The sequence below is a fragment of the Cupriavidus sp. FW305-26 genome (assembly GCF_058787975.1).
In genome coordinates, this window is sequence record NZ_JBYTAH010000011.1 from 101,880 (window position 1) to 114,927 (window position 13,048).

Consider the following 13,048-nt stretch of genomic DNA (forward strand, 5'->3'; position numbering starts at 1 on the left):
AGCAAACCAGCGGGAGGCAGGACCCTTCAGCAATTCAAGCCGTCACGCAAGCCGGCAGCACCGCCTGCACCGCCGCCGCAAAGCGCTCGACAATCCTGTCGATATCCTGCGGCGTGCAAATAAACGGCGGTGCGAACAACACGTGGTCGCCATGCACGCCATCGACCGTGCCACCCATCGGATAGACCAGCAGGCCGTTCTGCACGGCGGCGGCTTTCAGGCGCGCATGCGTCTTCAGCGCCGGATCGAGCGTGGCCTTGCTGTCGCGGTCGGCCACGAACTCCACACCGACGAACAAGCCGCGTCCACGGATATCGCCCAGGTTGGGATGGTCACCCAGCACCTCGCGTAACCGTGCGCGCAGTTGCTCGCCGCGCGCCAGCACGTTGGCCAGCAAGTTGTCTTCGGCAATGGTCCGCTGCACCGCCAGCGCCGCGGCGCAGGCCGTGGCATGGCCGATATAGGTATGGCCATGCTGGAAGAAGCCGCTGCCGCCGACGATGGCGTCGTAGATCCTGCGCGTCGACAGCATCGCGCCGATCGGCTGGTAGCCCGCACCCAGGCCCTTGGCAATGGTGACGATATCGGGCACCACGCCATCCTCTTCGCACGCGAACAGGAAGCCGGTACGGCCCATGCCTGACATCACTTCATCCAGGATCAGCAGCACGCCGTACTTGTCGCACACGGCGCGGATGCGCTTCAGGTAGTCGCCCACCGGCGGCACCGCGCCGGCGGTGGCGCCCACCACGGTTTCGGCAACGAAGGCGGCCACCGTGTCGGGGCCAAGTTCCAGGATCTTGGCTTCCAGCTCGTCGGCCAGGCGCCGTGCGTATTGCGCGTCGGTCTCGCCGGCCTGCTGGTCGCGGTAGGCATAGCACGGCGACACGTGGTGCGCCGGCACCAGCAGCGGCAGGAAGGGCTCGCGCCGCCAGGCGTTGCCGCCGATGGCCAGCGCGCCCAGGGTGTTGCCATGGTAGCTCTGGCGGCGCGCGATGAAGTGGCGGCGGCTGGGCTGCCCGGCTTCGACGAAATACTGGCGCGCCAGCTTCAGCGCCGACTCCACCGCTTCGGAGCCGCCGGAGACAAAGTAGACATGGTCGAGATCGCCCGGCGCGGCCTGCGCCAGCGTCTCGGCCAGCATTTCCGATACCTCGGTGGTAAAGAACGACGTATGCGCGTAGGCGATGGTGTCGAGCTGCGACTTGATCGCCTCGATCACGCGCGGATGGCCGTGCCCCAGGCACGACACGGCGGCACCGCCGGAGGCGTCGAGATAGCGCCGGCCTTCGCTGTCGATCAGTTCGATGCCCTGCCCGGCAACGGCAACGGGCAGCTTCTGGCGCGGATTGCGATGGAATACGTGGGTCATGATGGTGTGGTGGTGGTGCCGCGCGTCAGCGGCGCAGAGCGGAATCGGTGTCGGCGGGGTGGCGCTCCAGCACGCGGCCGGAAAACGCGGGCAGTGCGCTGCCTTCGCTGTCCGTCTGTGTGGACTGTTCCCAGACCCTGGCACCGTTGACCCAGACGCCGTGGATGCCGGTGCTCAGTTGCAGCGGGTCTTCAAAGGTGGCACGGTCCTGCGCCCGGTCCGCATCGAACAGCACCAGGTCGGCAAACGCGCCTGGCACGATCCGGCCGCGGTCCGCCAGCCCGTATTGCTGCGCGGCCAGGCCGGACATCTTGTGGATTGCGGTTTCCAGCGTCATCAGCTGGTCTTCGCGCACCATGCGCGCCAGGATGCGCGGGAAGGTGCCCCACTGGCGCGGATGCGGGCGCGGATCGAACGGCAGGCCGTCCGAGCCGAAGATGGTCAGCGGAAACTGCGCAATGCGCTCGACATCGCGCTCATCCATGATGAAGTAGATCGCCGCCGCGGGGCGCAGCTTTGCCAAGAGCGCGTCCTCGTCCAGGCCAAGCTCCTGCATCAGCTCGTGGAAGTCGCGGCCGCCCGCGGGCGGGTAGCCGGTGGACCAGGTGATCATGGTGCGCGTGGACTGGCGCACGCGGTCCAGCCGCAGCATGGTCGAGGTCGCGGGATAGGGATGGCAGTCCAGGCACAGCGGCTGCAAGCGCGCGGCGTCGGCCAGCAGGCCGAGGGTTTCGACCGAGCGGCCATGATTGCGCTTGCCCGCGACCTTGTGGTGGGAAAACACCACCTGGCAGTCAAGCGCGCGGCCAATGCGCAGCGCTTCTTCGATCGACGGCACAATGTCGTCGGTCTCGTCGCGCAGGTGGGTGGAATAGACGCCGCCGTGGGTGCGGACCGGCTCGCACACGGCGATGATCTCGGTTTCGGTGGCGGCTGCCGCGGGCGGATAGAACGTGCCGGTCGAGACACCGAAGGCGCCCGCCTCCATTGCCAGCCTTACCTCGTCGCGCATCGCAGCGATTTCTTCTGCATTGGCGGCCCGGTTCAGCTCCGGCATCGCGCGCACGCGCAACGTCGAATGCCCGAGCAGCGGCACCACGTTGACGTTGGCCGGCGTCGCGCGCAATGCGTCGAGCCACTGCGCGAAGGTATCGAAGCGGAACAGCGCGGGCGGCCCCAGCAGGTCCAGCGGCTGCGGCGGCGCGCTGCTGACCAGCGGTGCCACGCTGATGCCGCAGTTGCCGGTGACCACGGTGGTGATGCCCTGCGACACCTTGGGCGTCATGTCCCGATGCACCAGCAGGTAGCCGTCGTCGTGCGTGTGGGCATCGATAAAGCCCGGTGCCAGCACGCGGCCGGCTGCGTCCACGGTATGGTCCGCGGTCATGTCAGCGCAGTCGCCTACGGCGACGATGCGGTCGCCCGCGACTGCCACATCGGCCGCGCGGCGGGCTGCGCCCGTGCCGTCCACGACCGTGGCGTTGCGGAAGATCAGGTCGGCGCGCCGGGGCGCGGCTGGTTGCGATGCCATCGTCAATCCTTGTCTCGTTGGCGGGCCTTACTGCGGCGTGATGCCGGCCTGCCTGACCACGGCCGCCCATTTGTCGGTTTCACGCGCGGCATAGCCGGCCAGCGCCTGCGGCGTGCCGCCGACCGTCTCGGCGCCCAGTGCGGCGAACTTGTCCTTGATGGCCGGATCCGCCAGCGCGCGGTTGAAGGCGCCGTTGAGCTTGCCCACCACCCCGGCGGGCGTGCCTTGCGGCGCGACCAGGCCGCCCCAGGCCACCCCCTCGAAACCCGGCACGCCGGACTCCGCGATGGTGGGCAGCGCCGGCAGCAGCGGCGAGCGCGCCAGGCTGGTCACCGCCAGCGGCTTGAGCTTGCCGGCCTTGATCAGCGGCAGGATGGTCGGCATGTTGTCGATCAGCACATTGACCTGGCCGCCCATCACATCGGTGGCGGCCTGCGGGCTGCCCTTGTAGCCGACGTGCGTCCAGGCCAGCCCCGCCTTGTCCGCGAGCAGCTGGCCAGTCAGGTGGCCGGACGTGCCCTGGCCCGGCGAGGCATAGGTGACCTTGTCCGGGTTGGCCTTGACGTAGGCCACCAGCTCGGCAAAGGTCTTCACCGGCATCTCCGGCCTGACCGCGATCACATTCGGCACCTTGAACAGCAGCACCACCGGCACGAAGGCATCGGGCCGGTACGGCAGCTTGCGGAAGGTGCTCTTGTTGATCGACAGCGTCACGTTGTTGGCATAGCCGAGCGTGTAGCCGTCAGGCGCGGCGCGTTCCAGTTCGGAGATGCCGATCACGCCCGAGGCGCCGGGCTTGTTGTCGATCACGAACGACTGGCCCAGCGACTTGCCGACTTCGGCGCCCAATGCGCGCATCAGCACGTCGGGACTGCCGCCGGCGGCTGACGGCACCACCAGGCGGATCGGGCGCGACGGATAGCTGTCCGCCATTGCCGGGCCAGCCAGGCCCACGGCGCCCAGCCACAACAGGGTGGCCATGAACCGTCGCTTTTGCTGCTGCCTTTGATCTTGCATCTCGATATCCCGTTCAGTACCTGGGTTGGACCCGGCTACGCGTTTGCAGTATAGGGGCATGACCCGAGCCAATGCAACATTTGTTTCTTAAATTGTCATCATGAAACAATAGCAGCGTCGGCACGAATGCCTTTGCCGCAACGGCCCGAACTCCATGAAACAGTCGTTACAGCCATCGGGGCGTCGCGCTGCGGCACAGCCCCTGCGCCTCAAGGAAGCGCGCCGCCGCCAGTGCCTGGCTCTCGAGCCCGGGCGCGGCCACGATCTGGATGCCTGCGGGCAAGCCCTCGCCCGCGCACGGCGCGGCTACAACGGGCAGGCCCGCCAGCGACAACGGGCGCGTCAGGTGCCCGGCATCGGCACGTGGGCAATAGATGCGGCCGGTGCCGTTAACGGTGTCGGCACCGATCGGCGTGGCCGCATAGGGCGTCGAAGGGGCCAGCAGCAGGTCGACGTCATCGAACAGCGCCAGCAGCCGCTGCCGCCACGCTGACTGGTACTGGCGCGCGATGTCATACCAGCCGCGCGGCATCGCCAGCCCGGCCAGGATGCGCTGGCGCACGAAGGCGCTGTAGCCGCCATGGCGCTCGGAGAAGCCCATGGCCTGGTGGTTGCGCCCGACTTCGTAGGCGGAGATCACCGAGGCGGCATCGCGCGAACTGTCGGCGTCGGGCAGGTCAATGGTGCGCACCGCGCCAAAGGCCGAGGCCACACGCAGCACCGCCGCCTGCACCGCGGGCTCGGCAAAATCGGAGAAGCCGCGGCCGAGCACGCCGACGCGCAGCGTCGCGGCACCACGGCCTTGCGGATCAGCAGGCGCGTCCACGCCGAGCATTGCCGCATAGGCCAGCGCGAGGTCACAGGCGCTGCCGGCCATCGGGCCGACCGTATCCAGGCTCTGCGCATACGGCACGCATCCGGCCAGGGACAACCGCCCCGTGGTCGGGCGCAGCCCCCAGATGCCGCAGAACGCGGCCGGGGCGCGGATCGACCCATTGGTATCCGAACCCAGCCCGAACGGCACCACCCCGGCAGCCACCAGCGCCGCGGTGCCGGCCGACGAGCCGCCGGTGATGCGCGACGGATCGAGCGGATTGCGCACCGGACCGCCGATCACGTTCTCGCCGGTGGCGCCGCACGCGTATTCGTCCATCGCCGCCAGCGCAACGGGCACCGCGCCCGCGGCGACCAGCGCCTCGACCGTATCGGCATGGCGCAGTGCCGGCGGCTCCTGCGCGCGTGGCGCGGCGCCGGCCAGCGTGGCGTGGCCGCGCACGTCCAGCAGGCTCTTCACCACGAACGGCACGCCCGCCAGCGGCGGCAGCGGCCGGCCCTGCGCGCGCAGCCGGTCCAGCGCGGCGGCCTGCGCCAGTGCGCTGTCCGCCAGCAGCGCCGAGCAGGCATTGAGCGGCGCGGCGGCTTCGGCGCGCTGCAGGGCGTCTTGCACCAGGTCGAGGGCAAGCCGCTCGCCGCTGCGTACTTGCGCGGCCATGGCGGCGGCGGTCGGCGTGTCAGCAACCATGCTGCCCCTCCGCTTGCGCCAGCGCCTGGCGCAAGCCCGCCACCATGGCCGCCATGCCGGCCAGCAGCGCGGCGGCCTGCTCGCAATCCTGAGGTGCCACCGGCACCTGCAGGCCCGCGGCGGCTTGTGCCACCAGGCCGGCGGGATCGTCATCGCTTGCTTGTGCCATGGTTGCTTGCGCCATCCCTCAGCTCCGCGATTGCATCAGCTGGCGTGGAATCGCCAGGATCAGCACCGCCGCGGCCAGCATCAGCCCGGCCAGCGCCAGCACGCCCAGCGAGATGCTGCCGGTGCTCTGCTTGATGCCGCCCATCAGCACCGGGCCGATCAGGCCGGCCAGGCTGGCCGCGCTGTTGATCATGGCAATGCCGCCAGCCGCGGCGGTGCCGGCCAGCACGCGGCCCGGCAGGCCCCAGAACATCGACAGCGTGGCCATCAGGCCGGAAATGCCGATAGTCAGGAACACCATCGCCATCACCGTGTTGTGCGGGAACAGCGTGCTCGCCCACATGCCGACGGCGGCCACCAGCAGCGGCAGCGCGGAGTGCAGGCGGCGCTCGCCGGTGCGCTCGGCGTGCGCGGCGTTGACGTTCATCGCCACGCACGCGACCGCATACGGGATCGCCGTCAGCATGGCGATCTCAAGCGGCGACGACATCCCGGTCGACTGGATGATGGTGGGCAGCCAGAACACCAGGCCGTAGTTGCCGATATTGAACAGCAGGCAGATCGCCATCAGCATCCACAGGACCGGCGACTTGAGCGCGGCGATGAAGCGGGTGTTCTTCTTCGCGTTCTCGGTGGTCAGCGTGTGGGTGATGGCGCCCGCCTCGGCCGGCGTGAGCCATGGCGCGGCCTCCGGCGACTCGGGCAGCATGCGCAACAGCAGCAGGCCCAGCACGATGGCCGGCAGCGCCTCGATCAGGAACATCCACTGCCAGCCTTGCAGCCCGTGCAGGTCATGCGTGGCTGACATCAGCGCGCCGGAGATCGGGCCGCCCAGCACCATGCCCAGCGGCATCGCCAGGAACAGGATCGACATGATGCGCGACTGCCGGTCGGCCGGGTACCACTTGTTCAGGTACATCACCGCGGCCGGGAAGAAGCCGGCCTCGGTCACGCCCAGCAGGAAGCGCGCCGCGTAGAACTCCATCGGCGTGGTCACGAACATGGTCGCGGCGGATACCAGCCCCCACAGGATCATGATGGCCGCCATGCTGCGGCGCATGCCGAGGCGGTAGATCAGCAGGCTGCTGGGCACCTGGCACAGCATGTAGCCCCAGAAGAAGATGCCCGCGCCCAGGCCATAGACCACGTCGCTCAGCCCCAGCGCCTGCTGCATCTGCAGCTTGGCGAAGCCCACGTTGACCCGGTCCAGGTAGCTGAAGAAGTAGCACAGCACGATAAACGGCACGATGCGGCGCGTGACCTTGGCGAACGCGGTGGCGGCGGCGTCCGGCAACACCGCGGCGTGGCCCGGGGACTGCGGGATGGCTGGCTTGGCCAGGGACATGATGGATCTCCTCCTTGTACGGGCGCGCGGTATCCGGCGCCATGGAGATGCCATCATAGCGGAATATGAAACAAACGTTCCACTAACGTTTACACTGAAACAAACGGTTTTATTCCTTCACGTGACGCGGAAGACCCGCCCAATGAAAAAGGGCGGCAATGCATGCCGCCCTGTGGCGCTGTCAGGCTGGTGCGCGCGGCTTGTCCGCCGCACGCTTGCGCGGGGCCTTGCCGCCGCCTCTTGCCGGCGGCGCTGCCGGCCCGGTGGTGACATCCTGCGAGGCGCCGACCATGGTCAGGGCGTTGCCGTGCTCGTCCAGCGTGACCTCGCCTTCCTCATGGATGTCGCGATGGCTGCCGTCGGGCAGCTGGATGCGGTAGTCGACACTGTACGGCGCCTTGTCGACGATGGCCGCGCGGATGGCCGCCTGCACGCGCGCGCGGTCCTCCTCGACGATCGACGCCAGGTAGCGCTCCATGGTCACCTTGAACGCCTGCGGGGCCCAGCCGAAGATGCGGTAGGCCTCGTCGGTCCAGGCGCAGTCGTCGGTCTGGATATTCCAGTACCAGCCGCCCAGGTGGGCAATCTCCTGCGCCTTGGCCAGCAGCGCCTCGTTCTGGCGCAGCGCAGCCTCGGCGCGGCGCCGCTCGGTGATGTCCAGGCTGACGCCGATCATCTTGACCGGGCGCTGGTCGAAGTCGCGCACCAGCGTGGCCCGCGACGAGATCCAGCGCGTGGTGTCCCCGTGCACGACGCGGAACTCCCACTCGTGCATCTCCTGCGCGCCCAGCGTGCGTGCCAGCACCTCGCGCAGGCGCGCGACATCGGCCGGATGCACGCAGGCCCAGAAGTCGTCCATGTTGCGGATGTGGCGGCCGAACAGCGTGACGTCGTTGGACGAGTAGGTCAGGCCATCGGTCAGCACGTTCCATTCCCAGGTGACGATGCCCGAGACCTCCTGCGCGAACTTCATGCGCGCCTCGCTCTCCATGATCTCCGCCAGGTGCTTCTGGCGCAGTTCCTTGATGTGTGGGTCAGAGGCGGTGCTGGCCTCCAGGTCGGCGATGGCCTGCTCGCCGTAGCGCAGCCACAGCCAGTTGACGCCCAGGAAGCGCGCCAGCGCGAGCAGCCGCTCGTATTCGATCTCGCCGCCGCGGGTCCACTTGTGCACCGCCGACGGCGATACCGACAGCGCCTCTGCCACCTGCTTGAGCATGATCCTTTTGCCTTCCAGCACCCCCTTCAGGCGCGTGGCAAAAGTGTCTTCCGTCATGGGCATCCCCTCCGCTTTTTTTCAACCGATGGTGAATTGAGTAACTCGAACCTTACACCATCACCGCAAATCGCGCGAATTGATAGCCATGGACCATCAAGCGAGCAGATTTCATCGGTTTTTTGAATTGCAATACCCCGGCGCTCCTCACTAGACTTCACTTCACATCACCAACAGTAATTTAATTAACTGTTAGTGAATCGATAAGGCAACGAGACCAACAAGGAGACAACCCATGCAAGAGACCACCGCCCCCGCCTGCGGCACCACCCCGCCGCTGGCCTATACGCTGCCGGCCCACTACTACACCTCGCAGGAAGTCTTCGAGCAGGAGAAGAAGACCATCTTCGCGCGCAGCTGGGTGTGTGTGATGCACAAGAGCCAGGTGGCCGAGAACAACCAGTACGCCACAGTGAAAGTGGCCGGCGAGAACGTGTTCGTGGTGCGCGGCCGCGACGGCGTGTTGCGCGCGTTCTACAACGTCTGCCCGCACCGCGCCCATGAGCTGTTTGCGGATGGCGCGGGCAAGGCCAAGAACGTGATCACTTGCCCGTATCACGCCTGGTCGTTCGGCCTGGACGGCAAGCTGATCCACGTGCGCAACGCCGAGAACGTGCCGGGCTTCTGCAAGGACAACGCCGGCCTGACGCCGGTGCGCGTGGAAGAATTCTGCGGCCTGGTCTTCGTCAACCTGGACATGGACGCGAAACCGCTGGCCGAGCTGGCAGGCGGCCTCAACGACGAGATCCGCGCGCGCTGCCCGGATGTCGACAAGCTGGTGCCCGCGCACAAGCTCACCTACGAGATGAAGGCCAACTGGAAGGTGGTGGTCGACAACTACCTGGAATGCCTGCACTGCCAGACCGCGCACCCGGCGCTGGTCGAGTCGATCAGGATGGAGACCTACAAGCACGAAGTGCGCGGCCTCTACACCAGCCAGGTCGGCCAGACGCGCTCGGGCAGCGACGCCTTCACCTATGACAGCGACGCCCCCAACACCGACTTCGCCGCCTACTGGCTGTGGCCCAACGTGACGCTGAACGTGCTGCCGGGCGATGGCAACTACGGCGTGTTCTACATGTTCCCGGTGGATGCCGACACCACCATCCAGCACTTCGAGTTCTACTTCCGCGACAGCACGCCCACGGCCGAGCAGGAGCAACTGATCGAGTACTACAAGAACGTGCTCAAGCCCGAAGACCTGAGCATCGTCGAATCGGTGCAGCGCGGCCTGAAGTCGCGCGGCTACCGCAACGGGCAGGGCCCGCTACTGGTCACCGACGACAAGACCTCCGCCATCGGCGAGCACGGCGTGCAGCACTTCCAGCAGATGGTGCTCGACGCCCTGGCCGCCTGAAACGAACCACCGAACCGGAACCGCAGCAATGATCCTGACCCAGCTCTATATCGACGGCCAGTGGCAGTCGCCCATCGACCAAGGCACGCGCGCCATCCTGAGCCCGGCCGACGAGTCCGTGATCGCCCAGGCAGCCGAAGCCACCCGCGCCGACGCGCGCCTGGCCATCGCCGCTGCGCGCAAGGCCTTCGACGGCCCGTGGCGCCAGACGACGATCCGTGACCGCGCCAGGCTGCTGAACAAGATCGCCGAACTGATTGACCGCGATGCCGAGAAGCTCGCCCGACTGGAGTCGCTCAACACCGGCAAGACGCTGACCGAGAGCCGCACCGACATGGGCGATATCGCCGCCACCTTCCGCTACTTTGCGGGGCTGGTCGCATCCGAGTCGGGCGCCGTCAACGAAGCCCCGCACCATGTGATCAGCCGCACCCTGCGCGAGCCGGTTGGCGTGTGCGGCCTGATCACGCCGTGGAACTACCCGCTGCTGCAGGCCGCGTGGAAGATCGCGCCCGCGCTGGGCGCCGGCAATACCGTGGTGATCAAACCCAGCAACCTGACGCCGCTGACCACGCACCACTTCACGCAACTGGTGGCCGAGCTGGACCTGCCGCCGGGCGTGTTCAACCTGGTGACCGGCGGCGCCGAAGTCGGTGCCGAGCTGGCCGAGAGCCTGGACGTGGACCTGGTGTCCTTCACCGGCGGCGCCTATGCCGGCGAAAGCATCATGAAGGCCGCCACCGGCAACTTCAAGCGCATCGGCCTGGAGCTGGGCGGCAAGAACCCGAACATCGTGTTTGCCGATGCCGACCTGGACGCAGCGGTCGACTACGCGCTCAATGCCGCGTTCTTCCACGCCGGGCAGGTCTGCTCCGCCGGCTCGCGCCTGATGATCGAGGACGGCATCTATGATGCATTCATCAGCCGGCTGGCCGAGCGCCTGCCGCGCATCGTGATCGGCAACGGCTTCCACGGCGAGACCCAGATGGGCCCGGTGCAGTCGGCGCAACAGCACGAGAAGATCCTGGGCATGGTGCAGGCCGGCATTGCCGAGGGTGCACGGCTGGTCCACGGCGGCAAGCGGCCGGCTGGCGACGTCTTCAAGACGGGCTACTGGCTGGAACCGACGCTGCTGGCCGACGTGACGGCAGACATGAAAATTGCGAAGGAGGAGATTTTCGGGCCGGTGATCACGGCCGAGCGCTTCCGCTCCGAGGAAGAGGTGCTGCGTGCCGCCAACGACACCCCGTACGGCCTGGCCGGCGCGGTCTGGACCCGCGACCTGGACAAGGCCAACCGGATGTCGCGCGGGCTGCGCTTCGGCACGGTGTGGGTCAACGACTACCACCCGTACTTCCCGGAAGCGCCGTGGGGCGGCTACAAGGCGAGCGGCATCGGCCGCGAGCTGGCCCGCATCGGCCTGGACGAGTACACCGAACTCAAGCACAGCTATATCAACCTGGCCCCCAAGGCGATGGGCTGGTTCGGCGCCTGAGCGCAGCTGACTTCGCAATCGCGCGCGCGGCAGGCCCTCCCCCGGCCCGCCACGCACGGCGTCAAGCAAACAAGGAGATTGCACCATGCAGGCAATCCATGAGTACGACTACATCATCGTCGGCGCGGGCTCGGCCGGCTGCGTGCTGGCCGCGCGGCTGACCGAGGATGCCGATGTCTCGGTGCTGCTGCTGGAAGCGGGCGGCCCCGACTGGCGCCTGGACTGGCGCACCCAGATGCCGGCCGCGCTGGCGTATCCGCTGCAGGGCACCACCTATAACTGGGCCTACGTGACCGAGCCCGAGCCGCATATGAACAACCGGCGCATGACGCAGGGCCGCGGCAAGGGGCTGGGCGGTTCGTCGCTGATCAACGGCATGGTCTATATCCGCGGCAACGCGATGGACTACGACGGCTGGGCCGAAAACCGTTCGCTGGAGAACTGGAGCTACGCCGACTGCCTGCCCTATTTCCGCAAGGCCGAGACCTATGACAAGGGCGCCAACGACTACCACGGCGGCAACGGCCCGCTGCACGTGACCACGCCCAAGGCCGATATCAGCCCGCTGTTCCGCGCCTTTATCAAGGCCGGCGAGCAGGCCGGCTATGGCCAGACCGATGACCTGAACGGCTACAAGCAGGAAGGCTTCGGCCCGATGGACCGCACCACCACCGCGCGCGGGCGCCGCTGTAGCACCTCGCTGGCCTATCTGGACCAGGCCAAGGACCGGCCCAACCTGACCGTGCATACGCGCGCGCTGGCGGACCGCATCCTGTTCTCCGGCCAGCGCGCCATCGGCGTCTCGTACATCCAGGGCGACCATGTGCGCGAAGCGCGTGCGCGCCGGGAAGTGATCGTCAGCAACGGCGCGATCGCCTCGCCGCAACTGCTGCTGCGCTCGGGCGTGGGCAATGCGGACGAGCTGCGCGCATTTGGCATCGAGTCGGTGGCAGACCTGAAGGGCGTCGGCGAGAACCTGCAGGACCACCTCGAGATGTACCTGCAGTACGAATGCACCAAGCCCGTATCGCTGTACCCGGCGCTGAAGTGGTGGAACAAGCCCGCGATTGGCATCGAATGGTACCTGCGCGGCACCGGCACCGCGGCCTCCAACCACTTCGAGGCGGGCGGCTTTATCCGCAGCAGCGATGACTTTGCCTGGCCCAACCTGCAGTACCACTTCATCCCGCTGGCGATGAACTACGACGGCAGCAACCCGGTGCAGTCGCATGGCTTCCAGTGCCACGTGGGCTCGATGCGCTCGCCCAGCACCGGCTTTGTCAAGCTGGCCAGCCGCGACCCGCGCGTGAAGCCGCGCCTGCTGTTCAACTACATGGCGCACGACGTCGACTGGCGCGAGTTCCGCGCCGCGGTGCGCCTGACGCGCGAGATCATCGGCCAGCAGGCGATGGACCAGTTCCGCGGCCGCGAGATCAAGCCCGGCATGATGATCCAGAGCGATGCCGAGATCGACGCCTTCGTGCGCGAGCATGCCGAGACCGCGCTGCACCCGTCCTGCACCTGCAAGATGGGCGACGCTTCCGACCCGATGGCGGTGGTCGACAACCAGGGCCGCGTGCACGGGCTGTCTGGCCTGCGCGTGGTCGATGCCTCGATCATGCCGAAGATCATCACCGGCAACCTGAACGCGCCCACCATCATGATGGCCGAGAAGCTGGCCGACGTGATCCGCGGCCGCGCACCGCTGCAACGCTCGACGGCGCCTTACTACAAGGCCGCCACCGCGCGCGGCGGGGCGCAGGCAGACGCGGCGCGGCATCCGCCAGCCACTGCGCGAATGCCGATGCCGATGCCCGCCTGACCAGGCGGCGCGGCGCGCGGGCTTCCCGCCAGAACCCCTGACCGACGCATGTGCTGCCGGGACTTCGGTCCCCGGCGGGCAGCGTGCGTCCGGTCGGCGCGCCGCGCACCCACACCACAAAGCCGGCTACCCAGAACAAACCCAGA

General features: G+C 67.7%; 10 protein-coding genes. 3 read left to right on the forward strand and 7 right to left on the reverse strand.

Translation table 11 applies throughout. From position 1 onward, the window contains the following. Nucleotides 1-34 precede the first annotated feature (34 nt). From AC3WQZ_RS09435 to AC3WQZ_RS09465, 7 genes are all read right to left on the reverse strand, one after another. A complete protein-coding gene (locus tag AC3WQZ_RS09435) occupies nt 35-1,372 on the reverse strand; it encodes an aspartate aminotransferase family protein (RefSeq protein WP_010811014.1) in 1,338 nt (445 codons plus the stop codon). A gap of 25 nt (nt 1,373-1,397) precedes the next feature. Continuing rightward, a complete protein-coding gene (locus tag AC3WQZ_RS09440) occupies nt 1,398-2,903 on the reverse strand; it encodes an N-acyl-D-amino-acid deacylase family protein (protein ID WP_010811013.1) in 1,506 nt (501 codons plus the stop codon). Between the two features lie 27 nt (nt 2,904-2,930). Continuing rightward, entirely contained in the window at nt 2,931-3,884 is a 954-nt protein-coding gene (locus AC3WQZ_RS09445; protein ID WP_010811012.1) for a Bug family tripartite tricarboxylate transporter substrate binding protein, read from the reverse strand. Between the two features lie 202 nt (nt 3,885-4,086). Beyond that, entirely contained in the window at nt 4,087-5,442 is a 1,356-nt protein-coding gene (locus AC3WQZ_RS09450) for an amidase family protein (RefSeq protein ID WP_454749937.1), read from the reverse strand. Next, a complete protein-coding gene (locus AC3WQZ_RS09455) occupies nt 5,432-5,611 on the reverse strand; it encodes a hypothetical protein (RefSeq protein WP_454749936.1) in 180 nt (59 codons plus the stop codon). The genes AC3WQZ_RS09450 and AC3WQZ_RS09455 overlap by 11 nt, the downstream gene beginning before the upstream one ends. An 18-nt stretch (nt 5,612-5,629) precedes the next feature. Next, on the reverse strand, nt 5,630-6,955 hold the full coding sequence (locus AC3WQZ_RS09460; protein WP_492300401.1) for an MFS transporter: 1,326 nt from the start codon (nt 6,953-6,955) through the stop codon (nt 5,630-5,632). Between the two features lie 181 nt (nt 6,956-7,136). Further along, on the reverse strand, nt 7,137-8,228 hold the full coding sequence (locus AC3WQZ_RS09465) for a helix-turn-helix domain-containing protein (protein WP_010811008.1): 1,092 nt from the start codon (nt 8,226-8,228) through the stop codon (nt 7,137-7,139). A 235-nt stretch (nt 8,229-8,463) separates the two neighbouring features. On the opposite strand from AC3WQZ_RS09465, the gene AC3WQZ_RS09470 reads away from it, so the two are divergent. The 3 genes from AC3WQZ_RS09470 to betA all read left to right on the forward strand — a co-directional run bounded on the left by AC3WQZ_RS09470 (nt 8,464) and on the right by betA (nt 12,902). Beyond that, a complete protein-coding gene (locus AC3WQZ_RS09470) occupies nt 8,464-9,585 on the forward strand; it encodes an aromatic ring-hydroxylating oxygenase subunit alpha (RefSeq protein WP_010811007.1) in 1,122 nt (373 codons plus the stop codon). Between the two features lie 28 nt (nt 9,586-9,613). After that, nucleotides 9,614-11,080, forward strand: coding sequence for an aldehyde dehydrogenase family protein (locus tag AC3WQZ_RS09475; protein ID WP_010811006.1), 1,467 nt, complete (start codon nt 9,614-9,616; stop codon nt 11,078-11,080). 85 nt (nt 11,081-11,165) lie between these two features. Next, entirely contained in the window at nt 11,166-12,902 is a 1,737-nt protein-coding gene (gene betA, locus AC3WQZ_RS09480) for a choline dehydrogenase (RefSeq protein WP_492292350.1), read from the forward strand. Nucleotides 12,903-13,048 lie beyond the last annotated feature (146 nt).